This is a genomic window from Streptomyces sp. NPDC006365 (genome assembly GCF_042870755.1).
Classification (GTDB): Bacteria; Actinomycetota; Actinomycetes; order Streptomycetales; family Streptomycetaceae; genus Streptomyces; species Streptomyces xiangluensis.
In genome coordinates this window covers 70,303-96,587 of record NZ_JBIAHS010000008.1, presented here as the reverse complement: position 1 = coordinate 96,587, position 26,285 = coordinate 70,303, and the positions used below count along the sequence as shown (strand labels likewise).

At 70.2% G+C, this 26,285-nt stretch carries 25 protein-coding genes and 1 riboswitch; of the genes, 15 read left to right on the top strand and 10 right to left on the bottom strand.

The annotated features are described in order from the left end of the window. Positions 1-275: 275 nt before the first annotated feature. The 5 genes from ACFYO0_RS22740 (at position 276) to ACFYO0_RS22720 (ending at position 7,480) form a co-directional block, all read left to right on the top strand. Positions 276-1,796, top strand: coding sequence for an aldehyde dehydrogenase family protein (locus tag ACFYO0_RS22740; RefSeq protein WP_388678824.1), 1,521 nt, complete (start codon positions 276-278; stop codon positions 1,794-1,796). Between the two features lie 135 nt (positions 1,797-1,931). Further along, positions 1,932-3,473 carry a GMC family oxidoreductase gene (locus tag ACFYO0_RS22735; protein WP_388678821.1) on the top strand — a complete coding sequence of 514 codons (1,542 nt, stop codon included), beginning with the start codon at positions 1,932-1,934 and terminating at the stop codon, positions 3,471-3,473. Then, complete coding sequence (locus tag ACFYO0_RS22730) at positions 3,473-4,567, top strand: glycine betaine/L-proline ABC transporter ATP-binding protein (RefSeq protein WP_388678819.1); 1,095 nt, start codon at positions 3,473-3,475, stop codon at positions 4,565-4,567. Before ACFYO0_RS22735 ends, ACFYO0_RS22730 begins: the two co-directional genes overlap by 1 nt. Continuing rightward, on the top strand, positions 4,567-6,519 hold the full coding sequence (locus tag ACFYO0_RS22725) for an ABC transporter permease (RefSeq protein WP_388678817.1): 1,953 nt from the start codon (positions 4,567-4,569) through the stop codon (positions 6,517-6,519). Before ACFYO0_RS22730 ends, ACFYO0_RS22725 begins: the two co-directional genes overlap by 1 nt. 1 nt (position 6,520) lies before the next feature. Beyond that, on the top strand, positions 6,521-7,480 hold the full coding sequence (locus ACFYO0_RS22720; protein WP_388678815.1) for an ABC transporter substrate-binding protein: 960 nt from the start codon (positions 6,521-6,523) through the stop codon (positions 7,478-7,480). A 21-nt stretch (positions 7,481-7,501) separates the two neighbouring features. Here the strand turns inward: ACFYO0_RS22720 and ACFYO0_RS22715 are convergent, their stop codons facing one another. From ACFYO0_RS22715 to ACFYO0_RS22705, 3 genes are read right to left on the bottom strand one after another with little or no spacing between them, the layout of a single operon-like run. Next, on the bottom strand, positions 7,502-8,293 hold the full coding sequence (locus ACFYO0_RS22715) for an isocitrate lyase/phosphoenolpyruvate mutase family protein (protein WP_388678813.1): 792 nt from the start codon (positions 8,291-8,293) through the stop codon (positions 7,502-7,504). Then, entirely contained in the window at positions 8,290-8,736 is a 447-nt protein-coding gene (locus tag ACFYO0_RS22710; RefSeq protein WP_388678810.1) for a carboxymuconolactone decarboxylase family protein, read from the bottom strand. The genes ACFYO0_RS22715 and ACFYO0_RS22710 overlap by 4 nt, the downstream gene beginning before the upstream one ends. Then, complete coding sequence (locus tag ACFYO0_RS22705) at positions 8,733-9,251, bottom strand: carboxymuconolactone decarboxylase family protein (RefSeq protein ID WP_388678807.1); 519 nt, start codon at positions 9,249-9,251, stop codon at positions 8,733-8,735. The genes ACFYO0_RS22710 and ACFYO0_RS22705 overlap by 4 nt, the downstream gene beginning before the upstream one ends. Before the next feature lie 47 nt (positions 9,252-9,298). On the opposite strand from ACFYO0_RS22705, the gene ACFYO0_RS22700 reads away from it, so the two are divergent. From ACFYO0_RS22700 to ACFYO0_RS22690, 3 genes are all read left to right on the top strand, one after another. Next, positions 9,299-10,702 carry a PLP-dependent aminotransferase family protein gene (locus tag ACFYO0_RS22700; protein WP_388678804.1) on the top strand — a complete coding sequence of 468 codons (1,404 nt, stop codon included), beginning with the start codon at positions 9,299-9,301 and terminating at the stop codon, positions 10,700-10,702. A gap of 80 nt (positions 10,703-10,782) precedes the next feature. Beyond that, entirely contained in the window at positions 10,783-11,148 is a 366-nt protein-coding gene (locus ACFYO0_RS22695; protein WP_388678801.1) for a hypothetical protein, read from the top strand. 32 nt (positions 11,149-11,180) lie between these two features. After that, entirely contained in the window at positions 11,181-12,365 is a 1,185-nt protein-coding gene (locus tag ACFYO0_RS22690) for a glutathionylspermidine synthase family protein (RefSeq protein WP_388678798.1), read from the top strand. A 24-nt stretch (positions 12,366-12,389) separates the two neighbouring features. On the opposite strand, the gene rocD is transcribed toward ACFYO0_RS22690, so the two are convergent. After that, positions 12,390-13,595 carry an ornithine--oxo-acid transaminase gene (rocD, locus tag ACFYO0_RS22685; RefSeq protein ID WP_388678796.1) on the bottom strand — a complete coding sequence of 402 codons (1,206 nt, stop codon included), beginning with the start codon at positions 13,593-13,595 and terminating at the stop codon, positions 12,390-12,392. A gap of 142 nt (positions 13,596-13,737) precedes the next feature. Continuing rightward, positions 13,738-13,826, top strand: a riboswitch (ZMP/ZTP riboswitch). Positions 13,827-13,858: 32 nt separating this feature from the next. Between rocD and ACFYO0_RS22680 the strand changes: the two genes are divergently transcribed. Further along, positions 13,859-15,313 (top strand): glycine hydroxymethyltransferase, encoded by a 1,455-nt coding sequence (locus ACFYO0_RS22680; protein ID WP_388678793.1) that lies wholly within the window; start codon positions 13,859-13,861, stop codon positions 15,311-15,313. Between the two features lie 64 nt (positions 15,314-15,377). On the opposite strand, the gene ACFYO0_RS22675 is transcribed toward ACFYO0_RS22680, so the two are convergent. From ACFYO0_RS22675 to ACFYO0_RS22665, 3 genes are all read right to left on the bottom strand, one after another. Further along, the gene (locus ACFYO0_RS22675; RefSeq protein ID WP_388678790.1) at positions 15,378-16,127 is read right to left on the bottom strand and encodes a hypothetical protein; all 750 of its coding nucleotides are present in this window, start codon (positions 16,125-16,127) and stop codon (positions 15,378-15,380) included. 125 nt (positions 16,128-16,252) lie between these two features. Next, positions 16,253-17,110, bottom strand: a complete 858-nt coding sequence (locus tag ACFYO0_RS22670; protein WP_388678787.1) for a hypothetical protein — start codon at positions 17,108-17,110, stop codon at positions 16,253-16,255. Continuing rightward, positions 17,103-17,705, bottom strand: a complete 603-nt coding sequence (locus ACFYO0_RS22665; RefSeq protein WP_388678784.1) for an RNA polymerase sigma factor — start codon at positions 17,703-17,705, stop codon at positions 17,103-17,105. The genes ACFYO0_RS22670 and ACFYO0_RS22665 overlap by 8 nt, the downstream gene beginning before the upstream one ends. 89 nt (positions 17,706-17,794) lie before the next feature. Here ACFYO0_RS22665 and trpS point away from each other — a divergent pair, with 89 nt between their 5' ends. Continuing rightward, on the top strand, positions 17,795-18,808 hold the full coding sequence (trpS, locus tag ACFYO0_RS22660; RefSeq protein WP_388678781.1) for a tryptophan--tRNA ligase: 1,014 nt from the start codon (positions 17,795-17,797) through the stop codon (positions 18,806-18,808). Positions 18,809-19,002: 194 nt separating this feature from the next. Beyond that, entirely contained in the window at positions 19,003-19,587 is a 585-nt protein-coding gene (locus ACFYO0_RS22655; RefSeq protein WP_388678779.1) for a 2'-5' RNA ligase family protein, read from the top strand. Between the two features lie 34 nt (positions 19,588-19,621). Here the strand turns inward: ACFYO0_RS22655 and ACFYO0_RS22650 are convergent, their stop codons facing one another. Both ACFYO0_RS22650 and ACFYO0_RS22645 read right to left on the bottom strand, forming a co-directional pair. Then, the gene (locus ACFYO0_RS22650; RefSeq protein WP_388678776.1) at positions 19,622-20,377 is read right to left on the bottom strand and encodes a decaprenylphospho-beta-D-erythro-pentofuranosid-2-ulose 2-reductase; all 756 of its coding nucleotides are present in this window, start codon (positions 20,375-20,377) and stop codon (positions 19,622-19,624) included. Positions 20,378-20,429: 52 nt separating this feature from the next. Next, complete coding sequence (locus tag ACFYO0_RS22645) at positions 20,430-21,821, bottom strand: FAD-binding protein (protein WP_388678773.1); 1,392 nt, start codon at positions 21,819-21,821, stop codon at positions 20,430-20,432. A 143-nt stretch (positions 21,822-21,964) separates the two neighbouring features. Between ACFYO0_RS22645 and ACFYO0_RS22640 the strand changes: the two genes are divergently transcribed. The 3 genes from ACFYO0_RS22640 to ACFYO0_RS22630 all read left to right on the top strand — a co-directional run bounded on the left by ACFYO0_RS22640 (position 21,965) and on the right by ACFYO0_RS22630 (position 24,615). Next, positions 21,965-22,495, top strand: a complete 531-nt coding sequence (locus ACFYO0_RS22640) for a phosphatase PAP2 family protein (protein ID WP_388678770.1) — start codon at positions 21,965-21,967, stop codon at positions 22,493-22,495. After that, positions 22,492-23,430, top strand: coding sequence for a decaprenyl-phosphate phosphoribosyltransferase (locus ACFYO0_RS22635; RefSeq protein WP_388678768.1), 939 nt, complete (start codon positions 22,492-22,494; stop codon positions 23,428-23,430). The genes ACFYO0_RS22640 and ACFYO0_RS22635 overlap by 4 nt, the downstream gene beginning before the upstream one ends. Before the next feature lie 171 nt (positions 23,431-23,601). Further along, positions 23,602-24,615, top strand: coding sequence for a YihY/virulence factor BrkB family protein (locus tag ACFYO0_RS22630; protein WP_388678765.1), 1,014 nt, complete (start codon positions 23,602-23,604; stop codon positions 24,613-24,615). Here the strand turns inward: ACFYO0_RS22630 and ACFYO0_RS22625 are convergent. Beyond that, positions 24,563-25,882, bottom strand: coding sequence for a D-alanyl-D-alanine carboxypeptidase family protein (locus ACFYO0_RS22625; protein ID WP_388678762.1), 1,320 nt, complete (start codon positions 25,880-25,882; stop codon positions 24,563-24,565). The genes ACFYO0_RS22630 and ACFYO0_RS22625 overlap by 53 nt on opposite strands. 151 nt (positions 25,883-26,033) lie before the next feature. Between ACFYO0_RS22625 and ACFYO0_RS22620 the strand changes: the two genes are divergently transcribed. Next, complete coding sequence (locus ACFYO0_RS22620; RefSeq protein WP_388678760.1) at positions 26,034-26,276, top strand: SCO4848 family membrane protein; 243 nt, start codon at positions 26,034-26,036, stop codon at positions 26,274-26,276. Positions 26,277-26,285: the final 9 nt, after the last annotated feature.

Below are 26,285 nucleotides of genomic sequence, written 5' to 3'. Positions count from 1 at the left end.
GCAAGCCCGTACCCCAGTGCTCCCGCGCTCTCCCACCGGCGGGAGGGGACGTGGGCCGGTGCCTCGTATGCCCGTCGCTCAGGTTCGCGACAGGCCACCTCGGACCCGCAGTCGCCCGCGAACCCCAGGCCCCACCCCCCTGCGCAGTGACTCAGCGCACTTTCGGCCACGGATTGTGCATGTATCGCCCAGCCCGGGGCAGGGGCATCCAGCTCCCTGGCAGCGGCACAGGCGTGCCACAGGAGCGTGGAACAGGAACGAAAGGCGCACCGATCATGGCGGGACCAGCGGAACGACAGGCGCAGCACACGATTCACGTGGCTGGGGAGTGGCGAGAAGCCGTCTCCGGGAACACCCGCGAGGTGCTCGACCCGGCGGACGCCAAACCGTTCGCCGTGGTTGCGGAGGGTGACGGACGGGATGCGGACGCGGCCGTCGACGCCGCGCGCCGAGCCTTCGACGAAGGGCCCTGGCCCCGCACCCCTGTCGCCGAACGCGCCGCCCTACTTCGTCGCGTCGCCGATTTCCTCGTGCGCGACCGGGAGCGGCTCGGGCTGCTGGAGAGCCGGGACGCGGGCAAGACGCTCGAAGAGGGGCGCGTCGACATCGACTGTGTCGCCGACGCCTTCCGGTACTTCGCCGATCTCGTCGTGGGTGAGGGCGGCGGCCGGGTCGTCGACGCCGGTTCCGACGACATCCACAGCGTCGTCGTGCATGAACCCATCGGCGTGTGCTCCATGATCACGCCCTGGAACTATCCGCTGCTTCAGGCGAGTTGGAAGGTCGCGCCCGCGCTCGCCGCCGGGAACACCTTCGTCATCAAGCCCAGCGAGATCACGCCGCTGACCACGATCGCCCTCGTGGAACTGCTCGAAGAGGCCGGGCTGCCCGAGGGGGTCGCGAACATCGTCACCGGCCCCGGGCACACCGTGGGCGCCCGCCTCGCCGAGCACCCCGGTGTCGACCTCGTCTCCTTCACCGGAGGTCTCCTCAGCGGGATCAAGGTCGCGCAGGCCGCCGCCGTCACCGTGAAGAAGGTCGCCCTGGAACTCGGCGGCAAGAACCCCAACGTCGTCTTCGCCGACGCCTGCGCCACGGAGGAAGGCTTCGACACCGCCGTCGACCAGGCCCTGAACGCCGCGTTCATCCACAGCGGCCAGGTCTGCTCCGCCGGCGGACGTCTCATCATCGAGGAGTCCGTACGCGAACGCTTCGTCGCCGAACTCGCCCGCCGGGCCGGCAGGATCCGGCTCGGCCGCGGCACCGAGGACGGCGTCGAGTGCGGACCGCTGGTGTCCGAGCAGCAGCGGGAGAAGACCGAGGCGTACGTCGCCTCCGCCCTGGCCGAGGGCGCTGTGCTGCGGGCCGGCGGCAAGCGGCCCGAACCGTCGGCAGGGCGGCCCGCCACCGGGTACTTCTACGAGCCCACCGTCCTCGACCAGTGCCATCGCGAGATGAAGGTGGTACGTGAGGAGGTCTTCGGGCCCGTACTGACCGTCGAGACGTTCCGTACGGAGGACGAGGCCGTAGCGCTCGCCAACGACACCGAGTACGGGCTCGCGGGCGGCGTCTGGACCGCCGATGCGGGCCGCGCCCGGCGCGTCGCCGCACGGCTGCGGCACGGCACCGTCTGGATCAACGACTTCCACCCCTACCTCCCGCAGGCGGAGTGGGGCGGCTTCGGCAAGAGCGGCGTCGGGCGGGAGCTCGGGCCCACCGGTCTCGCCGAGTACCGCGAGACCAAGCACGTGTACCAGAACCTCGCACCCCAGCCGGTGCGGTGGTTCGCGGGCTGACGCCCGGGCTCACGGGTCCCCGGCGGCCGCCCCCGTTCGCGAGCCACCGGGACAGGCCCATGTCCCGGCTCCCGTCCTGCCCTCGTCCCCGCGCCTGAGTGCAGCACCTTGTACGACCCCGAGGAGTAATCCCCCATGCCTGAGCAAGCCACGCCCGTCCACGAGCACACGTACGACTACGTCGTCATCGGCGGCGGTACCGCCGGCTCCGTCATCGCCTCCCGGCTGACCGAGGACCCGGACGTCACCGTCGCCGTCATCGAGGGCGGCCCCAGCGACGTCGGCCGTGACGACGTCCTCACCCTGCGCCGCTGGATGGGGCTGCTCGGCGGGGAACTGGACTACGACTACCCGACGACCCGGCAGCCGCGCGGCAACTCGTTCATCCGGCACAGCCGCGCCCGGGTGCTCGGCGGCTGCTCCTCGCACAACACGCTGATCGCGTTCAAGCCGCTGCCGTCCGACTGGGACGAGTGGGAGACGGCCGGTGCCAAGGGCTGGGGCGCGGTGCCGATGGAGGCGTACTACGCCCGGCTGCGCAACAACATCGTCGCCGTCGACGAGAAGGACCGGAACGCCATCGCCCGCGACTTCGTCGACGCCGCCCAGGCCACGCTGGGCGTGCCGCGCGTCGAGGGCTTCAACAAGAAGCCGTTCAGCGAGGGCGTCGGCTTCTTCGACCTCGCGTACCACCCGGAGAACAACAAGCGCTCGAGCGCGTCGGTCGCCTACCTCCACCCCTTCCTGGACCGCCCGAACCTGACGATCCTGCTGGAGACCTGGGCGTACAAGCTGGAGCTCGACGGGACGCGGGCGCGCGGCGTGCACGTACGGACCAAGGACGGCGAGGAGATCCTCGTACGCGCGAAGAGCGAAGTCCTGCTGTGCGCGGGCGCCGTGGACTCGCCCCGGCTGCTCCTGCACTCCGGTATCGGGCCCGCCCGCGACCTGGAGGCGCTCGGCATTCCCGTCGTGCACGACCTGCCCGGCGTCGGCGAGAACCTGCTCGACCACCCGGAGTCGGTGATCGTCTGGGAGACGAACGGGCCGATTCCCGAGAACTCCGCGATGGACTCCGACGCGGGCCTGTTCGTGCGACGGGATCCCGAACAGCCGGGCCCGGACCTGATGTTCCACTTCTACCAGGTTCCGTTCACGGACAACCCGGAACGGCTGGGGTACGAACGGCCCGCCCACGGCGTCTCCATGACTCCGAACATCCCCAAGCCGCACAGCCGCGGCAGGCTTTACCTGACCAGCGCCGACCCGGCCGAGAAGCCCGCCCTCGACTTCCGTTACTTCACTGACGAGGACGACTACGACGGCCGCACCCTCGTCGACGGGATCAGGATCGCCCGCGAGATCGCCAAGTCCGAGCCGTTGGCGGGCTGGCTCAAGCGCGAGGTGGCTCCCGGCCCCGACGTCACGGGCGACGAGGAGCTCAGCGTGTACGCGCGGTCGGTGGCCCACACGGTGTACCACCCGGCGGGCACCTGCCGGATGGGCGCCCTCGACGACCAACTCGCCGTCGTCGACCCACAGTTGAGAATCCGCGGTCTGGACGGCATCCGGATCGCCGACGCCTCCGTCTTCCCGACGATGCCCGCGGTGAACCCGATGATCGGGGTGCTCATGGTCGGGGAGAAGTGCGTCGACCTGATCGGGGGTGGCGAGTGATGACCACGTCAACTCCCAGCAAGGACACCGCGGCTGAACCCGTCTTCTCCGTCGAGGGCCTGTGGAAGGTCTTCGGGCCGAAGGCCGAGCGCATACCGGGCGACCCGGAACTCGGCGCGCTGAACGCCGCCGAGCTGCGCGCCCGTACCGGCTGCACCGCCGCCGTCCGCGATGTGAGTTTCGAGGTCGGCAAGGGCGAGGTCTTCGTCGTGATGGGCCTGTCCGGCTCGGGCAAGTCCACGCTCGTACGCTGCCTCACGCGCCTCATCGAGCCGACCGCCGGGACGCTCGCGATCGACGGCGAGGACGTCCGCGCCATGGACAGGACGCGCCTGCGCGAACTGCGCCGTCACCGCGCCTCGATGGTCTTCCAGCACTTCGGGCTGCTGCCGCACCGCTCCGTGCTCGACAACGTCGCGTACGGCCTGGAGATCCAGGGCGTCGCGAAGGGCGAGCGCCGGAAGAAGGCGCAGGAAGTCGTCGCCAAGGTCGGCCTCGAGGGCATGGAGCAGCGGCGGCCGGGGCAGCTGTCGGGCGGCCAGCAGCAGCGGGTGGGGCTTGCGCGGGCGCTCGCCGTGGACCCCGAAGTGCTGCTGTTCGACGAGCCGTTCAGCGCGCTCGACCCGCTGATCCGGCGCGATATGCAGGAGGAGGTCATCCGGCTGCACCGTGAGGAGGGCCGCACGATGGTCTTCATCACCCACGACCTGAACGAGGCCCTGCGCCTGGGCGACCGCATCGCCCTGATGCGCGACGGCCGCATCGTCCAGCTCGGCACGCCGGAGGAGATCGTCGGCTCGCCCGCCGACGACTACGTACGCGAATTCGTCCGGGACGTGCCGCGCGAGCAGGTGATGACGGTCCGTACGGCCATGCGGCCCGCCGGCGTCGACGAGGCCGGGCAGGGTCCGGCTCTCGCGCCGGAGGCGACCGTGTCCGAGGCCATCGAGGCCGTCGCCCGCAGCGGTTTGCCCGCGCGGGTCATGGACGACGGCCGCTGCGTCGGCGTGGTCGACCACGAGCGGCTGCTCGGGGTCGTGGCCGGGACACAGTCCACGGCCGCAGCAGAGACGGGCTCCAAGGAGGTGGTCTGATGGCCACCGCCACCGCACCCGTCCCCCAGACCGGCGTCACCGGGCTCCTGAGGAACCGTGTCGTCGGCAAGCTGCTCCTGCTGGCCCTCGTGGCGGCGGTCCTCGTGCCGCTCGCCGACGCCCGCTGGGCGAGCGGCGCCTGGCCCGACGCCCTGACCGTCGACTTCTCCGAACAGCTGGGCAAGGCGAGCGACTGGGTCATCGACAACCGCGACAGCCACCCGCTGTTCCTCTACTTCTTCGGGCACATCTCCAACGCGGTCGTCATCTCCGTCCGCGGCGTCTACCTCGTCCTGCTCGCCGCGGGCTGGGCGGGCGTCACGGCCGCGGCGGCGCTCGTCGCGTGGCGTGTGGCCGGGGTGCGGCTGGCGGTCGGCACGGGTGTCGCTTTCCTGGCCTGCGGGCTGCTCGGCATGTGGGTTCCCACCATGCAGACGCTCGCGCTCATGGTGGTCGCGGTCCTCGCGTCCGTCGTGCTCGGCGTGCTGCTCGGCCTCGCGGCCGGGCTCTCCGACCGCACGTACCGCGCGCTGCGCCCCGTACTCGACACCATGCAGGTGTTCCCGGCCTACGCGTACCTCCTGCCGGTCGTCCTCGTCTTCGGCATGGGCGTCCCGGCCGCGGTCCTCGCCACCGTCGTGTACGCGGCCCCGCCCATGGCCCGGCTGACCGCGCTCGGCCTGCGCGGCGCCGACGCGGGCGTGATGGAGGCCGTCGAATCCATGGGCACCACCGCGCGACAGCGACTGCTGACCGCCCGTCTCCCGCTCGCCCGCAAGGAACTTCTCCTCGGCCTCAACCAGACGATCATGATGGCCCTGTCGATGGCTGTCATCGCGTCTGTCATCGGCGCGGCCGGTCTCGGTGACCGCGTCTACCAGGCGCTCGGCTCGGTCGACGTCGGCGCCGCGCTCGCCGCCGGCATCCCCATCGTGCTGCTCGCGGTCGTCCTGGACCGCGTGACGGCAGCGGCCGGGGAACAAGCCGGGGACGCCCAGCCCGCCGAGTCCGGTCCGAAGCTGTGGCTTCTCGCGGCCGCCGGCGCCGTGGCCGTGGCCCTCGCCGGACGTTTCACCGACCGCCTCGACTGGCCCGAGACCTGGATCGTGAACATCGCCGAGCCGGTCAACCGCGCCGTCGACTGGATGACCGACCACCTCTACTCCGGCGTCCCCTACGTGGGCGGCACCGCCGACTGGGCGGGGCACTTCACCACCTCGGTCCTGAACCCGGTGCGGGACGGCCTGCAGGGGCTGCCCTGGTGGTCGGTCCTGCTGATCGTCGCCACGCTCGCGTGGCTCATCGGCACCTGGCAGACGGCTCTCACCGCCGTCCTCGCGATGGCCGCGATCGGCGTGCTCGGCGTGTGGAACCAGTCGCTCGACACGCTCTCGCAGGTGCTCGCGGCCGTGGCGGTGACGCTGGTCGTGGGCTTCGCGATCGGCATCGCGGCCGCGCGCAGCGAGCGCGTCGAACGGCTGCTGCGCCCCGTACTGGACGTGTTCCAGACCATGCCGCAGTTTGTGTATCTGATCCCGGTGGTGGCCCTCTTCGGAGTGGGCCGCGCACCCGCCGTGGCCGCGGCGGTCGTCTACGCCCTGCCCGCGGTCGTCCGCATCACCACGCAGGGCCTGCGCCAGGTGAACCCGGCCGCGATGGAGTCCTCACGCTCGCTGGGCGCGACGAGCTGGCAGCAACTGCGCCAAGTGCAGCTGCCGTTGGCCCGCCCGGCACTGCTCCTTGCCGTCAACCAGGGCGTCGTCCTGGTCCTCGCCGTCGTGATCATCGGCGGCCTGGTCGGCGGTGGCGCGCTCGGCTACGACGTCGTGTTCGGGCTCGCCCAGGGCGACCTGGCGACCGGGCTGGTGGCCGGTGCGGCGATCGTCTGCCTCGGCCTGATGCTCGACCGGGTGACCCAGCCGACGGAACGCCGTACGAGGAAGGGGGCCTGAGATGCGTACGAAGACGCTCTCGGCCGTTGCCGGTGTGTCCGCCCTGCTGGTGCTGACCGGCTGCGGAGCCGCCGACATGACCAAGCAGGCCTCGCCCTTCGCTGGTGTCGAGGGCGCGAAGACGGTCACCCTGTCCGTGCAGTCCTGGGTGGGCGCGCAGGCCAACGTGGCGGTCGCGCAGTATCTGTTGGAGCACGAGCTCGGCTATCGCGTCGACACCGTGCAGGTCGACGAGGTCCCCGCTTGGGACGCGCTCAGCCAGGGGCGGATAGACGCCATCCTGGAGGACTGGGGGCATCCCGAGGAGGAGCAGCGGTACGTCAAGGACAAGAAGACGATCGCGCGCGGCGGTGACCTCGGGGTCACCGGACACATCGGCTGGTTCGTCCCGACGTACTTCGCCAAGCAGCACCCCGACGTCACGAACTGGAAGAACCTCAACAAGTACGCCGACCAGCTGCGCACCGCGGAGAGCGGGAGCAAGGGGCAGCTGCTCGACGGTTCGCCCTCGTACGTGACGAACGACAAGGCGCTGGTGCAGAACCTGGACCTGGACTACCAGGTCGTGTTCGCCGGTTCGGAGGCGGCTCAGATCACGCAGATCAGGCAGTTCGCCAAGGAGAAGAAGCCCTTCCTGACGTACTGGTACACCCCGCAGTGGCTCTTCGAGAAGGTCCCGATGACCGAGGTGAAGCTGCCCGCGTACAAGGAGGGCTGCGACGCCGACCCGAAGAAGGTCGCCTGCGCCTACCCGCACACCCCGCTGCAGAAGTACCTCAACGCGGACTTCGCCCGTGGCGGCGGCAAGGCGGCGGCCTTCCTGAAGAAGTTCAAGTGGACGACCGAGGACCAGAACGAGGTCTCCCTGATGATCGCCGAGGAGAAGCTGACTCCTGACGAGGCGGCCAAGAAGTGGGTGGACAGGCACGAGTCGACTTGGCGGGCGTGGCTGTCCAAGTGAGGTCAGCTGTGTCCGTGACGGTCACCAGGTGTTCGGCTCCGCGGAGAGGCTCTCGGCGGCCGGGCGTCGCGCAGCCGCGCGCGCCTGGCCCAGCCAGTCCTCGCGCAGGGCGCGGGCGATGCCGGTCAGCGTCTCGGTCGCGCGGCGCTGCAGGCCGGGGCCGAACGTGATCCGTGTGGCGCCGAGCCGGCCGAGCTCTGCCGGTGGGGGACCGTCCAGTGGCGCGGACGCGTTGATCGGCCCCGGGATCCCGGCCCGCAGCACCGGGAGGGCATCCGCCGGGGCGCCGATCGGATACACGCAGTCGGCGCCCGCAGCCACGTACAACGCGGCCCGCTCGACGGCCCGTTCGGGATCGGCGACCCCGCGCGAGAACGTGTCGACGCGCGCGTTGACGAACAGTGCGTGCCCCGCGACGGCCCGTACCTGGGCCAGCCAGTCGGCGTGCCGCGCCGGGTCCTTGAGGACGCCCGCGTGCGAGTCCTCGAGGTTGCAGCCGACGGCGCCCGCCTCCAGGAGCCGCTCCACCAGTTCCTCGGGCGCGAGCCCGTAGCCGTCCTCCACGTCCGCCGACACGGGCACGTCGACGGACCGTACGATCCGCGCGACCGCCGCGAACATCTCGTCCGCCGGGGTATGTCCGTCCTCGTACCCGAGCGAGGCGGCGACCCCGGCGCTGGGTGTCGCGAGCGCCGGGAAACCGATCTCCGCGAAGACCCGCGCGCTGGCCGCGTCCCAGGGCCCGGGCAGGACCAGGGGATCGCCTGGTGCGCGGCCCTGGTGGAGCGCGCGGAAAGTCTCAGCCTTGCTCACCACGTGTGGCCCCCCGGCGGGATGCGTCGGCTGACCATCAGCCGGTTCCACCCGTTGACAACGGTGATCAGACTGATGAGATGCGCGAGTTGGGCGTCGTCGAAGTGCCGCGCCGCCCGCTCGTACACGTCGTCCGGCACGAAACCGTCCGTGAGGACCGTGACCGCCTCGGTCAGCGCGAGCGCGGCCCGCTCGCGCTCACTGTAGAGGTCCTCCGCCTCCTCCCAGGCGTTCAGAAGGTCGAGTTGTTGCTCGCTCATGCCGTGCTTGCGGGCCAGTTCGAGGTGCATGTCGAGGCAGAACGCGCAGTGGTTGAGCTGTGAGGCGCGGATCTGCACGAGCTCGGCGAGCCCCAAGTCGCCCAGGCCCTTCTTCGCGGCGGCGCTCAGCGCGGACATGGCCTTGCCGACCTCGGGATCGAGGACCTGCGTGCGAGCCGTCACTTGTGCTCGCCCGCCTGGTAGTGCCCCGCGACCATACGGCAGGTCACGCCGAACCGGTTCCACGCGTTGATCACCGTGATCGCGGCGATCAGCTGCGCCAGCTCGGCCTCGTCGAACTGCTTGGCGGCGGCGTCGTACACCTCGTCCGGCACGAAGCCATCCGTGAGGACTGTGACCGCCTCGGTCAGCGCGAGTGCCGCGACTTCCTTCGCCGTGTAGAAGTGCTGCGACTCCTCCCAGGCGCTGAGCTGAATGATGCGCTCGACACTCTCGCCGGCCGCGAGCGCGTCCTTGGAGTGCATGTCGACGCAGAAGGCGCAGTGGTTGATCTGCGACGCGCGGATCTTCACCAGCTCCAGGAGCACGGGGTCGACGCCCCGCCGGGCCGCCGTGTCGAGCCTGATCATGGCCTTGTAGACGTCGGGCGCGAGTTTGGCCCACGCGAGCCGAGGGGTGTGTTCGGGGACGTACGAGGTGTTGGTGGTCGTGTTGTAGGTCGTCTCGTTCGTCGTCATGACTGTGACCCTACGGTTCGAGTAGCCCAGGAGTATGGTCCATTTCCATGCAAGAATCCCGGGCCACTTTGGGTGTTGATCTGCATCTCGAGCTGGGCGGCTCCCGTCTGCGCCGAGGACTCACGGACGCCTTGCGCGAGGCGGTGCGGAGCGGGCGGCTCGCACCGGGGACGCGGCTGCCGTCGTCGCGGTCGCTCGCCGCCGACCTCGGTATCGCGCGCAACACCGTCGCCGACGCGTATGCCGATCTCGTCGCCGAGGGCTGGCTCACCGCGCGCCAGGGTTCGGGCACGCGGATCGCGGAACGGGCCGCGGTGGCGCCGGACCCGGCAACGGCGTCCCGGCCTCGCTCGCCTCGCGGACCGGCGCACAACCTCGAACCCGGCAACCCCGACCTCGCCTCCTTCCCCCGCGCCGAGTGGCTCAAATCGGCCCGCCGCGCGCTGTCCTCGGCACCTCACGACGCCCTCGGCTACGGCGACCCACGGGGCCGCGCCGAACTCCGCACCGCCCTCGCCGCCTACCTCGCCCGCGCCCGCGGCGTACGTACCGACCCCGAGCGCATCGTCATCTGCTCCGGCTTCGTACACGGCTTGCGGCTGCTCGCCGCTGTACTGCGGCAACGAGGGCTGCGCTCGCTCGCCGTGGAGTCGTACGGGCTCGACGTGCACTGGGGAGTGGCGGAGGCGGCGGGGCTGCGGACGGTGCCGCTGCCGTTCGATGAACTGGGGACGTGTACCGGCGGCTTGGCGGGAACGGGGGCGGGGGCGGTCCTTCTCACCCCCTCGCACCAGTTCCCGATGGGCGTGCCGCTGCGGCCCGACCGGCGGGCCGCCGTCGTGGACTGGGCGCGGCGGACCGGCGGGCTGATCCTGGAGGACGACTACGACGGGGAGTTCCGTTACGACAGGCAGCCGGTGGGCGTGCTCCAGGGCCTCGACCCGGACCGCGTCGTGTACATGGGCACCGCGAGCAAGTCCCTGGCACCGGGGGTGCGGCTCGGCTGGCTGGTCCTGCCGCCGTCGCTGGCGTCGGAGGTCGTGTCGGCGAAGGGCGGCACAGACTGGTCGTGCGGGGTCCTGGACCAGCTGACCCTGGCGGAGTTCATCACCTCGGGCGCGTACGACCGTCACGTCCGCGCGTCCCGTCTGCGCTATCGCCGTCGCCGCGACCAGCTCGTAGAGGCGCTCGCGTCCCATGCTCCGTCGGTGCGGGCCACCGGTATCGCCGCCGGCCTCCACGCAGTCCTCCAACTCCCGCCCGGCACCGAGCAGTCGGTGATCCGGGCGGCGACCTGGCAGGGCCTGTTGCTCCACGGCCTGAACCGCTACCGCCACGAGGACGCTGCCGCTGCGGCTGAACCGTACGACGCCCTTGTCGTGGGCTACGGCACGCCGCCGGACCACGCGTGGTCCGGCACACTGGACGCCCTGTGCAGGGTCCTCCCCTAGGCCCCGAGTGCGGCGGCCGGGACCATGATCTATAAGCTGATGTCCGAGAAGTCGATGGTGATCGGTCACGGGGGAGCGACATGGCGGACTCACGACAGCAACTGCGTTCGGGGACGGTCGTACTCGGGGGCATGGGACTACTGGCGGCGGCGCTCACCGCGTGCTCCTCGGCCCCCGACAAGCGCTGTGTCGACCGCGACAGCTACAACGCCGCCAAGGGCTACAAGGCCGTCTCAGACAAGAACTGCAAGTCGACCGGTTCCGGCAGCCGCAAGAGCCGCAGGGTCTCCTCCGACGACGCCTGGTACTACGGCGGCGAGGAGAAGAAGGGCTGGGTGGACGGTGGTTCCTTCACCAAGTCCTCCAACGGTTCGGGTGGTTCGAGCAGTGGTGGCGTGGACCGCGGCGGCTTCGGCAGCGGCGACGGCGGCAGCTCCGGCGGCTGAGCTGCCAGGACCCGAGGCCAAGGACAACCGCCATGGAACGCCGCACGCTCACGCCCCGCCCCGGCTGGCAGCAGACGGTCGAGGAGCAGGGGCTGATCTATCCCCTCACCCGCTACCCCGACGACACCCTGCGCCCGTACTGGGACGAGAGCGCGTACTACGTCTTCTCCCTCCCCGAGGTCGAGGCCCTGGAGGAGGTCGTCGAGGAACTCCACCGCATGTGCCTGGCCGCCGCCGCGCACATCGTTGAGCGGGACCGCTTCGGCGACCTCGGCATCACCGATCCCCGGGTGGCCGAAGCGGTCGCCGAGGCCTGGCAACGGCGGTCCGAACTCCCCTCCCTCTATGGCCGGTTCGACCTCCGCTACGACGGCACCGGCCCCGCGAAACTCCTCGAGTACAACGCCGATACGCCGACCTCGCTGGTCGAGGCCGCCAGCCCTCAGTGGTTCTGGATGGAAGAACGCTTCCCCGGCGCCGATCAGTGGAACTCCCTCCACGAACGCCTCGTCGACGCCTGGAAGAAACAGTCCGCCCTCCTCCCACCGGGCAGCCCGCTCTACTTCGCGCACTCCGCCGCCGACGAACTCGGCGAGGACCTGATGACCGTCGCGTATCTGAAGGAGACCGCGGAACAGGCCGGCCTGGAGACCGACTGGATCGCCATGGAGGAGATCGGCTGGGACCGGCTCTCCGGCCGCTTCGTCGACAAGCAACTCCGCTTCATCCGCAGCTGCTTCAAGCTCTATCCCTGGGAGTGGCTGACCACCGACCGCTTCGGTGCGCACGTCCTTGACACCCTCGACAACGGCGGCGGCACGGGCTCGACGATGTGGATCGAACCTGCCTGGAAGATGCTCCTGTCCAACAAGGCGCTCCTCGCCATCCTCTGGGAGCTCTACCCGCACCATCCGAACCTCCTCCCCGCCCATCTCGACGGGCCTCGCGAACTCGCCACCGCCGCTGGCTACGTTGCCAAGCCCCTCCTCGGCCGCGAGGGCGCCGGCGTCACGGTCCACGAACCCGGAAACGCCCCCGTGATCCGTGAAGAGCCTTGCTGCTACCAGGAATTGGCCCCCCTTCCCTCCTTCGACGGCAACCATGTCGTCCTCGGCGCGTGGGTCGTCGAGCACGAGTCGGCGGGGCTCGGCATCCGCGAGTCGTCGGGGCTGGTGACGGACGAGTACGCGCGTTTTCTGCCGCATGTGATTCTGTGACGGTCTCCCGCGCGACTCGTTGCGCTACGCCTTCAGGACCGCCCGGAGCTGGGCGAGTCCCCAGTCCAGGTCCTCCTTGCCGATCACCAGCGGCGGCGCGATCCGGATGGTGGAACCGTGCGAGTCCTTGACCAGCACGCCCCGGTCCATCAGCTTCTCGGAGACCTCCCGGCCCGTGCCGTACGCCGGCGCGATGTCGATCCCCGCCCACAGCCCGCGCCCCCGGACCTGCGCCACCCTGCCCATATCGCGCAACACCGCCAGCTCACGATGCAGATGCTCCCCCAGCTCCCCGGACCGCACCTGGAACTCCCCGGACTGCAGCATCGCGATGACCTCGATCGCCACCGCACAGGCCAGCGGATTCCCGCCGAACGTCGAACCGTGCTCCCCGGGCCGGAACACCCCGAGCACTTCGGCGCTCGACACCACCGCCGACACCGGCACGATTCCGCCACCGAGCGCCTTGCCCAGCACATACATGTCCGGCACCACACCCTCGTGCTCACACGCGAAGGTCCTGCCCGTCCGCCCCAGTCCCGACTGGATCTCATCCGCGATGAACAGGACATTCCGCTCCCGCGTCAACTCCCGTACGCCCGCGAGATAACCGGTCGGCGGCACCAGCACCCCCGCCTCGCCCTGGATCGGCTCCAACAGCACGGCGACCGTGTTCTCCGTGACCGCCTCGCGCATCGCGGTCAGATCGCCATACGGCACGATCTCGAAGCCCGGCGTGTACGGACCGAAGTCTGCCCGTGCTTCCGCGTCCGTGGAGAAGCTGATGATCGTCGTCGTACGCCCGTGGAAGTTGTCGCCCGCCACGACGATCTTCGCCATCTGGTCGGGCACGCCCTTGACCCGGTAGCCCCACTTTCGCGCGGTCTTCACGGCCGACTCCACCGCCTCCGCGCCCGTGTTCATCGGAAGCACCATCTCCATGCCGCACAGCTCCGCCAGCCGAGCGCAGAACTCGGCGAACCGGTCATGGTGAAACGCCCGTGACGTCAACGTCACCCGCTCCAGTTGTGCTCTGGCCGCGTCGATCAGCCGTCTGTTGCGGTGCCCGAAATTGAGCGCGGAGTATCCCGCCAGCAAGTCGAGAAAACGGCGTCCCTCGACATCCGTCATCCACGCCCCGTCCGCCGTGGCCACGACGACCGGCAGCGGGTGATAATTGCGCGCGCTGTGCGCTTCGGCCGAGGCGATCAGCGCTTCCGTACGGGTCACGGGATCTCCCCTCCTCACGGCACGCTTTCTCAGGGATCCGGGCGGTCTGTGGTCCCATCCCATCGTCGCTCGTATCGTCCCTCGCGCCGCCGCTCGCATGGTGGACTCGGGGATCTGTGATCGGGGAGGCCCGGTAGGCTGATCGGCGGGCCGTGACTGGCGCGCTGGGATGGGACCGACCATCGGGGAGCGGCCCGTGACGAACAAGTGCCGTGCGCCTGGGCCGAACCGTGAACGCTGAACGCCACGTCCGGAGGTCCCTGATGTCTGACAACTCTGCGCCCCTCTCCACCGAGTCCACCGCCTTCCGCAGCGCCCTCGAAGTGATCCGTGCCGTCGAGCCCCGGATCGCCGACGCCATCGGCCAGGAGGTCGCCGACCAGCGCGAGATGCTCAAGCTGATCGCCTCCGAGAACTACGCCTCCCCGGCCACTCTGCTGGCCATGGGCAACTGGTTCAGCGACAAGTACGCCGAGGGCACCGTCGGCCGCCGCTTCTACGCCGGCTGCCGCAACGTCGACACCGTCGAAGCCCTCGCCGCCGAGCACGCCCGTGAACTCTTCGGCGCCGCGCACGCCTACGCCCAGCCGCACTCCGGTATCGACGCCAACCTCGTCGCCTTCTGGTCCGTCCTCGCCGACCGCGTGGAAGCCCCGGCGCTCGCGAAGGCCGGTGTCCGCAACGTCAATGACCTCTCCGAGGCCGACTGGGCCGAGCTCCGCCAGGCCTTCGGCAACCAGCGCATGCTCGGCATGTCCCTGGACGCCGGTGGCCACCTCACCCACGGCTTCCGCCCGAACATCTCCGGCAAGATGTTCGATCAGCGCTCCTACGGCACCGACCCCGCCACCGGCCTCATCGACTACGAGGCCCTGCGCACCTCCGCTCGTGAGTTCAAGCCCCTGATCATCGTGGCCGGCTATTCCGCCTACCCCCGTCTCGTGAACTTCCGCATCATGCGTGAGATCGCCGATGAGGTCGGTGCGACGCTGATGGTCGACATGGCGCACTTCGCGGGCCTCGTCGCCGGCAAGGTCCTCACGGGCGACTTCGACCCCGTCCCGCACGCCCAGATCGTCACGACCACCACCCACAAGTCGCTGCGCGGCCCCCGCGGCGGCATGGTCCTGTGCGACGACTCCCTCAAGGACCAGGTCGACCGCGGCTGCCCGATGGTGCTCGGCGGCCCCCTTCCTCATGTCATGGCCGCCAAGGCCGTCGCGCTCGCCGAGGCCCGCCGCCCCGAGTTCCGCGACTACGCCCAGGCCGTCGTCGACAACTCCCGCGCCCTTGCCGAGGGCCTGATGCGCCGGGGCGCCACCCTCGTCACGGGCGGCACCGACAACCACCTCAACCTGATCGATGTCGCCACCTCCTACGGCCTCACCGGCCGCCAGGCCGAGTCCGCCCTGCTCGACTCGGGCATCGTCACCAACCGCAACGCGATCCCCGCCGACCCCAACGGCGCCTGGTACACCTCCGGCATCCGCATCGGCACCCCCGCTCTCACCACGCGTGGCCTGGGGACCGCCGAGATGGACGAGGTCGCCGGCCTGATCGACCGGGTCCTCACGACCACGGAGCCCGGCACGACCGCCAAGGGTGCCCCCTCCAAGGCCCAGCACGTGCTCGACCCGAAGGTCGCGGACGAGATCTCCCGCCGGGCCACCGATCTCGTGGCCGGCTTCCCGCTGTACCCGGAGATCGACCTGGGCTGAGACAGCGGCGTCGGCCGAGGGGTTTTGCCTCTCGCCCCTGGGCCTCGGCTTGAAGCTGCGCCGGTCAAACGTCCCGCAGCTCCTGCCGAGGCCCGACATCGCGTCGCTCCCGGCCCCAAGGCAGTGCCCCCGGCAACCACGGCGCGAACGGCCGTAGCAGTAGTGCCAGGACGGCTCCGGCCGCCAGCCCCGGTATCGCCCACCACCAGTCGGTTCCGTCATCTGCCCCTGTGGCGGCCGTGGCCGTAGTCGCAGTCGCAGGGGTCTTCCCGGCGTTGGGCGGCACCGCTGCCGATATGTCGTCCGAGGCATCCTTCGGCCCCGAATCCGGGTTCGTGCCCTCTGGGTGTTCGCTCATGACGCCGAGACCGGTGAGCAAGGACCGGAGCTCGTCGGGCTTCTCCGCCCGGTGCCAGACCTCCTTCGGCGGCTGCGACGCCTCAGGCCCCACTGTGAGCTGCGTGAGGATCCAGACGCTCCGGGAGCCGGTCACGTCAGGGTGCACCGTGTCCACCCGCCAGGGAGTGACGTCATGGATCATCCATGTGATGTTGATCCGACGGCCTATGGAATCGAGGTCCGGCGGCTTCTCCTGCAACCTCTTGAGGTCGCCGCCCTCCTGGGGAAGCAGGTCACTCAGGCGCGTGTATTCCTCGTCGCTGTTGTACAGCGACGCCGTCTCCCCGCTGTCGGGCGATACGAGCAGCACACTCGTCGGCCCACCCGCCACCGCGGTCGGCGCCACTGTCAGAACCAGAGCGAGCGCCACCGTCAACGCCCCGGCTGCCGCCGCCAGTTCACGAACCCTGCGCATCGGACGCATCGGACCCCCCAGTCGATCCCGGATGCGGCCCGTCCGCACCCTGTCACTTCTGGTACACCGCCCGCCCCGCCGAGGTTCCCACTCGGCCCGCACGACTTCCGACCACTCCACGGCGCCTACTCCACGGACTCCGCGACAGCCACCGCCCGCTCCCGCGACTCCACACCCTCGAGCCGCAGCGTCCGCTGCTCCCCCCGCTCCTGCCACAGCAGCGTCGGCCCCGCTGTGCGGACGGTCCGGGCGTACTCCTGGCCCTGCTCGTCGACCAAGGCGAGCTCGAGACGGTGGGGCTCGGCGAACCACAGGCCCGAGTCGTCGTTCACCGTGGTCGGTCTGTACGGCACCGTCGTCGACTTCCAGAACAGCGGAGAGAGCGCCGCCCGGAACTGATCGAGCCGTATCACTTCGCCGTCCCCGGTGTGCCAGCACAGCGACAGGACCCGGCGGTCGGCCGACACCTGCGCGGCCGACGGGCGCCCCAACTCCCTTGGCAGCAACGGCTCGAATCCCGCCCGTCGCGCCGCCCCGGCCACGGTCAGTCCCTGCTCGCAGCCCGGCACCGGAGAAGGAGAAGCGTGCGGCCCCGGCTTGTACCGCACATCGACACCGCCGAAGTCGAACCAGTCGACGACCGCCGCCCGCACGGGAGGCGTGAGCACCAGCACCGTCAGCAGTCCACACAGCGCGGCGGTCAGCGAACGCCGGCGCTGCCGCGCCCACCGCCGAGCCGACCGGATCCGCGTCGCCGGTCCCGACGGCTCGGCCACCGGGACCGGCACATGCTCGGCCAGTATCTGCTCCAGCACCCGCTCGACCATCGACTCGGTCCCGCTCGCGCCCGGCGGATCCAGCGACCGTCCGAGCGCGCGCAGCTCCTCGGGCAGCCCGTCCGAGCTCCTGTGCACACGCCCCGGCTCCCCGGGGGCACGACCGCCCGAGGGCTCCGCGCCCCCGTGCTCGTACGACTCACTCATGCTCATCACCTCCTTCCCGGGGCTGGAAATCCGGCAGCAGCCGCTGCAGCTTGCGCAAGGCGCGATTGAGCCGGGACTTGACCGTCCCGCGCGGCCAGCCCAGGGCCTGGGCCGTCTCCGGCTCGTCCATCTCCAGCAGGTAGCGGTAGGTCACGACCAGCCGGTGCTCCTCGCTCAGCCGGTCCAGGGCGGCCAGCAGCGCCGCCCTGCGCTCGACCTCCAGAGCCGCGACCGCCGGGTCCGCCGACTCCGGTATAATCGGCTCCGCCTCCACGAGCGCGGCCTCCCGGCCCGCCAGGGTCCGCTGACGCACCGCCCTCCGGACTGTGTTCCTCGTCTCATTGGCGACGATCGAGAGCAGCCACGGCTTGAATGCCGCGCCGTCCCGAAAGCGCCCCAAGGTGCAGTACGCCTTGAAGAAGGCCTGCTGCACCACGTCCTCCGCGTCCGCACCCGCGCCCAGTGCCGCGGCCGCTCTGAGTGCGATGCCCGTGTGGGCACGCACCAGCTCCGCATACGCCTCCGGCTCTCCGGCGCGTACGCGTGCGATCACCGCGGCCTCATCGACGATGCGGCCCCCCTCCCGCGTCCTCACACTCTTGTTACACCGCCGGAGACGGATCGGTTCCCACCTGTTTCCGACCAGTTCCGGTGCGACTCCCGACACCTGAGAGAATGAGGAACATGGCCTCTGACCGTCCCCGTGTGCTTTCCGGAATCCAGCCCACCGCAGGCTCGTTCCACCTCGGCAATTACCTTGGCGCCGTCCGTCAGTGGGTGGCCCTGCAGGAGACCCACGACGCGTTCTACACGGTCGTCGACCTGCATGCGATCACCCTTCCGCAGGACCCCGCCGGGCTGCGCTCCAACACCCGGCTCGCCGCCGCCCAGCTGCTGGCCGCCGGGCTCGACCCGGAGCGGTGCACGCTCTTCGTCCAGAGCCATGTCCCCGAGCACGCGCAGCTCGCGTGGGTCATGAATTGCCTCACCGGGTTCGGCGAGGCATCCCGTATGACCCAGTTCAAGGACAAGTCCTCCAGGCAGGGCGCCGACCGGGCCTCCGTGGGCCTGTTCACGTACCCGATCCTCCAGGTCGCCGACATCCTGCTGTACCAGGCCAACGAGGTGCCGGTCGGCGAGGACCAGCGGCAGCACATCGAGCTCACGCGCGATCTCGCCGAGCGCTTCAACGGCCGCTTCGGGCAGACGTTCACGGTCCCGGCGCCGCACATCCTCAAGGAGACGGCGAAGATCTACGACCTCCAGGACCCGTCGATCAAGATGAGCAAGTCGGCGTCGACTCCGAAGGGCCTCATCAACCTCCTCGACGAGCCCAAGGCGACCGCCAAGAAGGTCAAGAGCGCGGTCACCGACACCGGCACGGAGATCCGCTACGACGCCGAGAACAAACCGGGCATCAGCAACCTGCTGAGCATCTACTCCACCCTCACCGGAGCCGGTATCGCGGAACTGGAGCAGAAGTACGCGGGCAAGGGCTACGGTGCGCTCAAGACAGACCTGGCCGAGGTCATGATCGACTTCGTGACGCCGTTCCGGGAGCGTACGCAGCAGTATCTGGATGACCCGGAGACGCTCGACTCGATCCTGGCCAAGGGTGCGGAGAAGGCGCGTGCCGTCGCCGCGGAGACGCTCTCCCAGGCGTACGAGAAGGTGGGCTTCCTGCCCGCCAAGCACTGACCGAGGCACTGACACCCGGGATCGGGCCCGACGGCCGTACAGTCATAAGCCGTACGGAAACAGGGGACACACAGGACCAGCGGCCATTCCTGCCCGCCAGAAGCGTCCGGAACACACGGAGCGCCATGGCAAGCACCACCACAACGGCAAGCACAACAGCAAGCACAACAGCAAGCACAACGACAGGAGACGACGTGGGGACCGTAACGATCGGCGTGTCGATCGCGGTCCCGGAGCCACACGGCAGCCTGCTCCAGGAGCGGCGCGCGGGCTTCGGCGACGCCGCCGCTTCCGGCATCCCGACCCATGTCACGCTGCTGCCGCCGACGGAGGTCGACGACTCGGCGCTGCCCGCGATCGAGGCGCATCTCGTCGAGGTCGCGGCGGCCGGGCGCCCCTTCCCGATGAGGCTGAGCGGCACAGGAACCTTCCGCCCGCTGTCGCCCGTCGTGTACGTCCAGGTGGTCGAGGGCGCCGAGGCCTGTACGTGGCTGCAGAAGCAGGTCCGGGACGCGTCCGGGCCCGTGGCACGCGAACTGCAGTTCCCGTACCACCCGCATGTGACGGTGGCGCACGGCATCGACGACGAGGCTATGGACCGGGCGTACGAGGAGCTGTCCGAGTACGGGGCCGAGTGGCCCTGCACCGGGTTCTCGCTCTACGAGCAGGGCGCCGACGGGGTGTGGCGCAGGCTCCGCGACTTCGTCTTCGGGGGAGTGGTGGTGCCTCCGCAGGCGAGCGCGCCCACACAGAGCGACACGACGCTGCCCACGCGCTGAAGCCAACCGCGCGTCTGATCCCCCCCGGCGGCGACTACACCGGCAGGCGCCTGACCACCGCCCTCGGCGCATGCCGTAGCGCCGACATCACCAGGCGCAGCGACCCCGGCACCCACACCGTCTCGGAGCGGCGGCGCAGGCCCACCTCGATCGCGGTCGCCACCGCCTCCGGGGTCGTCGCGAGGGGGGCCTCCGGGAGGCCGGCCGTCATGCGGGAGCGTACGAATCCGGGGCGTACGACCATGACGTGGACGCCCGTCCCGTGCAACGCGTCGCCCAAGCCCTGGGTGAAGGCGTCGAGGCCCGCCTTGCTGGAGCCGTAGATGAAGTTGGCGCGGCGGGCGCGTTCGCCGGCGACCGAAGAGAGCACCACCAGGGAGCCGTGTCCCTGGGCCTGGAGGGCTTTGGCGCAGATCAGGCCGGCCGATACCGCGCCGGTGTAGTTGGTCTGGGCGACGCGCACCGCCGCACCGGGCTCGTTCTCGTCACGCGCCTGGTCGCCCAGGACGCCGAACGCGAGCAGCACCATGTCGATGTCGCCCTCGGCGAAGACCGGGGCGAGCGCGGACTCGTGCGAGTCGGAGTCGAGCGCGTCGAAGGCGACGGTGCGAACGTCGGCGCCGAGTTCGCGCAGCCCTGAGGCGGCCGTCTCCAGGGCGGACGAGGGGCGGCCCGCGAGCCACACGGTGCGGGTGCGGCGGGCGATCAGGCGGCGTGCCGTGGCGAGCGCGATCTCGGATGTGCCGCCGAGGATGAGCAGGGACTGGGGGGTTCCGAATGCGTCCTTCATGGAAATCGAGCTCCTGTAGAAGTGAGTTGGAAGACCGGACTCCCTGTACGGCTCACAGCCCGAGGCGCCGCGACAGATCCGACGTGAACACTGCGGCCGGGTCCAACTCCGCCCGCAGCGCCCGGAATTCATCGAGCCGTGGATACATCGCGGCGAGCAGCTCGGGCCGCAACCGGGCGTCCTTCGCGAGGTAGACGCGTCCGCCGGCAGCCGCGACCTCCTCGTCCAGCTCGTCCAGGAAGGCGCCGAGACCCGGCAGGTTCGCGGGGAGGTCCAGGGCGAGCGTCCAGCCGGGCATCGGGAAGGACAGCCAGCCCGGATCGCCTTCCCCGAAGCGCTTCAGCACGGCCAGGAACGACGGGCAGCGGCGCCGCGAGATCCGGCTCACGATCCGCCGCAGGGCGCACTCCTGGCCGTATCCGACGACGAACTGGTACTGCACGAAACCGCCCCTCCCATAGAGGCGGTTCCAGTGCGGCACACCGTCGAGGGGGTGGAAGAAGGCGGAGATCGTTTGCAGTTCACCGGCACGAGCGCGGGGCGCCTTCCGGTACCAGAGCTCATTGAAGAGACCGACCGTCGTGCGGCCGAGCAAGCCCTCGGGAACGAGCGAGGGAGCGGCGGGGAAGCGAACAGGACGGTACGCGAGTGGGTCTCTACGCGCGCGTGCGGGCAGCGCGTCGACAGGAGCGTGGTCCCCGCGTGTCAGTACCGAGCGCCCCAGTGACGTACCGCGTGCGAGCAGGTCGATCCAGGCGACCGAGTAGCGGTAGCGGTGGTCGGTGGCCGTGAGGCGGGCCAGCAAGTCGTCCAGGTCCGCGGCGCGTTCCGTGTCGACCGACATCAGCGAGGTCTCCACGGGCTGGAGGCGCACGGTCGCCGCGAGGACGACGCCCGTCAGGCCCATGCCGCCCGCGGTGGCGTCGAAGAGAGGGGTGCCACGGCTCACCGTGCGGATCTCGCCGTCGGCGGTGAGGAGCTCCAGGGCGAGCACATGGCGGGTGAACGACCCGGACACATGGTGGTTCTTCCCGTGGATGTCGGCGCCGATCGCCCCACCGACCGTCACATAGCGGGTCCCGGGAGTCACCGGCACGAACCAGCCCAGCGGCAGCAGGGCCTGCATCAGCCGGTGCAGACTGACTCCGGCGTCGCACAGGACTGTCCCGCCGTCCGCGTCGATCGCGTGGACCCGGTCAAGGCCCGTCATGTCGAGCACGGCACCGCCCGCGTTCTGCGCCGCGTCCCCGTACGCCCGTCCCAGCCCCCGTGCGATGCCCCCACGGGCCCCGCACGCCCGGACGGCCGCCGCGGCTTCCCCGTACGTACGAGGGCGGATCAGGCGGGCGGCCGTGGGGGAGGTGCGGCCCCAGCCCGTGACGGGCACGGGGACGACATCGGAGACGGAGACAGAGGCGATGGTGGGCGTGGAGTCGGCGGGCATACCGGCGACCGTATCGCCCCTATATGTGCCACTTATCAAGGAAACAACAGAAGTGTCACTGCTCTCGCCGAAACGGGTGATTAATGGGATGTCGGCAAATATTGCCGGAGCTTCCGGGCGGTCGCCGTGAACAGTGGATCGGCATGGACAACCTCGACGACATGGACCGTCGGCTCCTGTCCGCCCTCCACGGCTGCGGTACGGACCCGCGCGTCGAGGCCGCCGCCCGCGCCCTCTCCCGGGCGGGAGAGCACGGAGGGCTGTGGCTCGCGGTCGGGCTCGTGGGTGCCGCCATGGACCGTGACCGGCGTGGTGCCTGGCTGCGCGGCACGGCCCTGACCGCGGGCGCGCACCTGGTCGGCATGGGTGTGAAGCGACTTGTGCGCCGCCCGCGTCCCCGGCACGTCGAGCCTTTGGTCCGTACCGTCGGCCGGCACTCCTTCCCCAGCGTCCACGCCACGTCGGCAGTGGCGGCGGCCTTCGCCTATGGAGCCTTGGGCGCGCGTCCGGTGCCGCCGCTGGCCGCCGCGATGTGCGTCTCGCGGTTGGTCGCCGGCGTGCACTACCCGTCGGATGTGGCGGCGGGCGCGGCCCTCGGCGCGCTCACCGCCCGGCTCGGATCCCGCTGGATGCTGACGCCCCGTCTCGCGAACAACAGGAGGCCGCGACCATGACGGAATCGGCCCTCCTGGAGGGCACGCCACAGCCGCAGCCCGGCCCGCAGAAAATCGGCCTTCTAAGGGGCCTGTTCTGGGCTGCCCGTCCCAGACAGTGGGTCAAGAACATCCTTGTAGTCGCCGCCCCGGCCGCTGCGGGAGAGCTCTTCTCGCATCGCGCGCTCACCCAGGTCGCGCTCTGCTTCCTGCTGTTCACCGCCTGTGCCATCGCCGTGTACCTGATCAACGATGCACGGGACGCGGACGCCGACCGAGCCCACCCCGTCAAGCGCCATCGCCCGGTCGCTGCAGGACAGGTGCCCGTTCCGGTCGCGTACGTCGTCGGGGCCGCCCTTGCCGTCGTCGCCCCGGCCGCCGCCGTGGTCCTGTGCTCGCCGCCCACCTCGGCGCTCCTGATGGCCTACCTGGGCATGCAACTGGCGTACTGCGTCGGCCTCAAGCATGTCCTCGTCGTCGATCTCGTCGTGGTGACCACCGGGTTTCTGATGCGTGCGATGATCGGCGGGGTCGCGCTCGGGATCCCGCTGTCGCACTGGTTCCTGATCACCACGGGCTTCGGCGCGCTGTTCATGGTCGCCGCCAAGCGGTACTCCGAAGCCGTCCAGATGGCCGGAAAAACGGGCGCCACGCGCGCGTTGCTCACCGAATACACCACCGGCTACCTCCGGTTCGTCTGGCAGCTCGCGGCCGGCGTCGCCGTCCTCGGCTACTGCTTGTGGGCCCTGGAGGAGGGCGGCCTGCCGCACACCGGCGTGCTGCCCTGGCGGCAGCTGTCGATGGTCGCCTTCATCCTCGCTGTCCTCCGGTACGCCGTCTTCGCCGACCGCGGCACCGCGGGCGAGCCCGAGGAGGTCGTCCTGCGCGACCGCCCGCTTGCCCTGATCGGCGGGGCGTGGCTCGGGATGTACGCCCTGGAGGTGGCCGACTGGTGAGCCACGGGCACCGGGGGACCTGGGGAGCCACGAGCGCCGGGCATACGAGGACGCGCGGCCACGAGGGGCGCGGCGGTACGGGACCGTCACGGTCCTCGCCACTGGGGCGCTCTTTCTGCGGTTCTGGGGTACCCGGACATTGGGCGTCGGCAAAGGGGGCAGGTTCGGATCATGGACTGGCTGAAGAAGCTCCCCGGCATTGGGCCGGTCGTCACGCGTCTGATGGCCACGCACGCGTGGCGCTCGTACGAACGCCTGGACCGTGTGAAGTGGACGCGGCTCGCCGCCGCGATGACCTTCATCAGCTTCGTCTCGCTCTTCCCGCTGATCACCGTCGCCGCCGCGGTGGCCGCCGCGACCCTCGACGAGAAGGGGCAGCAAGAGCTCGAGGACAAGATCGCCGAGCAGATCCCGGGCATCTCCGACCAGTTGGACATCGGCGGCCTGGTGAACAACGCCGGCACCGTCGGCGTCATCGCGGGCGCCCTGCTGCTGTTCATCGGCATCGGCTGGGTCGGTTCCATGCGCGAGTGCCTGCGGGCGGTGTGGGAGCTGCCCGAGCCCGACGAGAACCCCGTACTGCGCAAGGTCCAGGACGCCGGGGTCCTCGTCGGTCTTGGCGGCGCCGTGCTCGTCACGATCGCCACGTCCGCCGTCGCGGCGACGACGGTCGGCTGGACCGCCCGGCAGCTCGGCATCGACGAGGCAGGCTGGGGTGGCGCGCTGCTGCAGACCGCCGCGTTCGCCATCGCCGTCCTGGCCGACTTCCTGCTCCTGCTGTACGTCCTGACGCTGCTGCCCGGCGTCGAGCCGCCCCGCCGCCGGCTGTTCACGGCCGCGCTGATCGGCGCCTTCGGGTTCGAGCTGCTGAAGCTGCTGCTCAGCGGCTATATCAGCGGCGTCGCCTCGAAGAGCATGTACGGCGCCTTCGGGGTGCCCGTCGCACTGCTGCTGTGGATCAATTTCACCGCCAAACTGGTGCTCTTCTGCGCCGCCTGGACGGCGGCGGAGAAGAACGAGTCCCCGGATTCCGAGGATTCCGGGGAGTCGTCGGAGGAAGCAGACGCGGATGCCGACGAAGCCGCTGAAGACGCCGCGCACACCGGCAAGCCCGAGGCCGGCAAGACGGACGTCAGGGGCGCGGCCGGCGGCGCACCAGATCGGGCAGCGGCCAGCGGCGGTTGACGAGGAACGCCCCGCCGGCGAGGAGCACGAGCACACCTCCGGTGATCCCCAGCGCGACACCGACGCCGCTCGACCCCGTCCCCTGCGCCGAGGCCGCGACCGGGCTGCCGTCACCGGAGCCGCCCGCCTCACCGGAGGCCTCCGCGTCCGGCTGCGTGCCCGTACCCGTGTCCGCGCTCTTCGGCGGCACCAGCTCACCCACCGGCTCGACCTTGTCCGCAGCCTGGAAACCCCAGTCCAGAAGGCGAGCGGTCTCCTTGTAGACCTCGTAGCTCTCGTCCTTCTCCGGGTTCATGACCGTGACGAGCAGCACCTTGCCGTCGCGTTCGGCGACCCCGGTGAAGGTGGAGCCCGCGTTCGTCGTGTTGCCGTTCTTCACGCCCGCGATGCCCCTGTAGACGCCGAGGCCGTTGGCGCCCGTCAGCAGTCGGTTGGTGTTCTGGATCTCGAAGGACGTGCGGGTCGTCTTGCCCTTCTTGTTCTTCTTCGTCTCACCCGGGAACTTGGCGCGCACGGTCGAGGCGTACTCCCGGAAGTCCTTCTTCTGCAGGCCGGAGCGGGCGATGAGAGTCAGGTCGTACGCCGATGACACCTGCCCCACCTCGTCGTAGCCGTCGGGACTGACCACGTGCGTGTCGAGGGCCTGGAGCTCCTCGGCGTGCGCGTTCATGTCCTGGACCGTCTGGTCGACGCCCCCGTTCATCGCGGAAAGGACGCGTACCGCGTCGTTGCCGGAGGCGAGGAAGACGCCGAGCCAGAGGTCCTTGACCGTGTACGTCTCGTTCTCCTTGATGCCGACCACGCTTGAGCCCGGCCCGATGCCCGCCAGATCGGAGGGCACCACCTTGTGCTTCTCCTCCCTCTGGCTGAACTTCGGCAGCAGGGTGTCCGCGAACAGCATCTTCAGGGTGCTCGCCGGGGCCAGCCGCCAGTGGGCGTTGTTCGCTGCCAGCACATCGCCGGACTCGGCGTCCGCGACGACCCAGGAACGCGCGCTCAGGTCCTTCGGGAGCACCGGGGCGCCGCTGCCGAGGTTGACCTGGGTGCCCGCCTTGCCGAGTTGGGCGCCGCCCACGGTCGACATGTCCGCCGGAGGTGTGGCGCTCGGCGATGTGCTGGCCTTGGGGGTCGCTTTCTGACCCGGTGTCGGCGTTCCGTCCGCGACAGCGGGCCCGGTGGCGATCGCGGTCGCGGTGAGCGACAAGGTCAACAGCGTGGCGGAAGTGACCAGCAAGGAGGACTTGGCGGTCTTTTTCATGACGGACACGGACGAGAACGTACCTGGCCCCGGACGGGAAGTCGCACCGGCCTCCCCACTGCCGCCCTGTCCACCGTGGCCCACTCCACTGTGGCCCAGTCCGCTGTGGGTCTCCTCACCCCGGACGCGGTCACCACTCGACGGCAGCGATACTGAACTTATGAAGCTCAGCCGTCCCGTCTCCTGGTTCCTGCTCGCCTTCGGGGTGTGGAGCTGGGTCATCTGGATCACTTTCGTCAAGAATCTTTGGGCGGACGGGAGTGGGCTCGCCTTCGACGACGCGGGCGATCCGACCGGGTACTTCTGGGTGCACTTGACGCTCGCCGTTGTCTCCTTTGTCCTTGGGACGGTCGTCGGGTTCATCGGGTTGCGCGGAGTTCGCGCCATTCGCCGCACGTCATAACGGGAGCCT

Excerpts from the sequence above, each read along its gene's own strand:
- ACFYO0_RS22740 (WP_388678824.1), top strand. The coding sequence starts at position 276 with ATGGCGGGACCAGCGGAACGACAGGCGCAGCACACGATTCACGTGGCT.
- ACFYO0_RS22735 (WP_388678821.1), top strand. The coding sequence starts at position 1,932 with ATGCCTGAGCAAGCCACGCCCGTCCACGAGCACACGTACGACTACGTC.
- ACFYO0_RS22730 (WP_388678819.1), top strand. The coding sequence starts at position 3,473 with ATGACCACGTCAACTCCCAGCAAGGACACCGCGGCTGAACCCGTCTTC.
- ACFYO0_RS22725 (WP_388678817.1), top strand. The coding sequence starts at position 4,567 with ATGGCCACCGCCACCGCACCCGTCCCCCAGACCGGCGTCACCGGGCTC.
- ACFYO0_RS22720 (WP_388678815.1), top strand. The coding sequence starts at position 6,521 with ATGCGTACGAAGACGCTCTCGGCCGTTGCCGGTGTGTCCGCCCTGCTG.
- ACFYO0_RS22705 (WP_388678807.1), bottom strand. The coding sequence starts at position 9,251 with ATGACGACGAACGAGACGACCTACAACACGACCACCAACACCTCGTAC.
- ACFYO0_RS22700 (WP_388678804.1), top strand. The coding sequence starts at position 9,299 with ATGCAAGAATCCCGGGCCACTTTGGGTGTTGATCTGCATCTCGAGCTG.
- ACFYO0_RS22695 (WP_388678801.1), top strand. The coding sequence starts at position 10,783 with ATGGCGGACTCACGACAGCAACTGCGTTCGGGGACGGTCGTACTCGGG.
- ACFYO0_RS22690 (WP_388678798.1), top strand. The coding sequence starts at position 11,181 with ATGGAACGCCGCACGCTCACGCCCCGCCCCGGCTGGCAGCAGACGGTC.
- ACFYO0_RS22680 (WP_388678793.1), top strand. The coding sequence starts at position 13,859 with ATGTCTGACAACTCTGCGCCCCTCTCCACCGAGTCCACCGCCTTCCGC.
- ACFYO0_RS22675 (WP_388678790.1), bottom strand. The coding sequence starts at position 16,127 with ATGCGCAGGGTTCGTGAACTGGCGGCGGCAGCCGGGGCGTTGACGGTG.
- ACFYO0_RS22670 (WP_388678787.1), bottom strand. The coding sequence starts at position 17,110 with ATGAGTGAGTCGTACGAGCACGGGGGCGCGGAGCCCTCGGGCGGTCGT.
- trpS (WP_388678781.1), top strand. The coding sequence starts at position 17,795 with ATGGCCTCTGACCGTCCCCGTGTGCTTTCCGGAATCCAGCCCACCGCA.
- ACFYO0_RS22650 (WP_388678776.1), bottom strand. The coding sequence starts at position 20,377 with ATGAAGGACGCATTCGGAACCCCCCAGTCCCTGCTCATCCTCGGCGGC.
- ACFYO0_RS22645 (WP_388678773.1), bottom strand. The coding sequence starts at position 21,821 with ATGCCCGCCGACTCCACGCCCACCATCGCCTCTGTCTCCGTCTCCGAT.
- ACFYO0_RS22640 (WP_388678770.1), top strand. The coding sequence starts at position 21,965 with ATGGACAACCTCGACGACATGGACCGTCGGCTCCTGTCCGCCCTCCAC.
- ACFYO0_RS22635 (WP_388678768.1), top strand. The coding sequence starts at position 22,492 with ATGACGGAATCGGCCCTCCTGGAGGGCACGCCACAGCCGCAGCCCGGC.
- ACFYO0_RS22630 (WP_388678765.1), top strand. The coding sequence starts at position 23,602 with ATGGACTGGCTGAAGAAGCTCCCCGGCATTGGGCCGGTCGTCACGCGT.
- ACFYO0_RS22620 (WP_388678760.1), top strand. The coding sequence starts at position 26,034 with ATGAAGCTCAGCCGTCCCGTCTCCTGGTTCCTGCTCGCCTTCGGGGTG.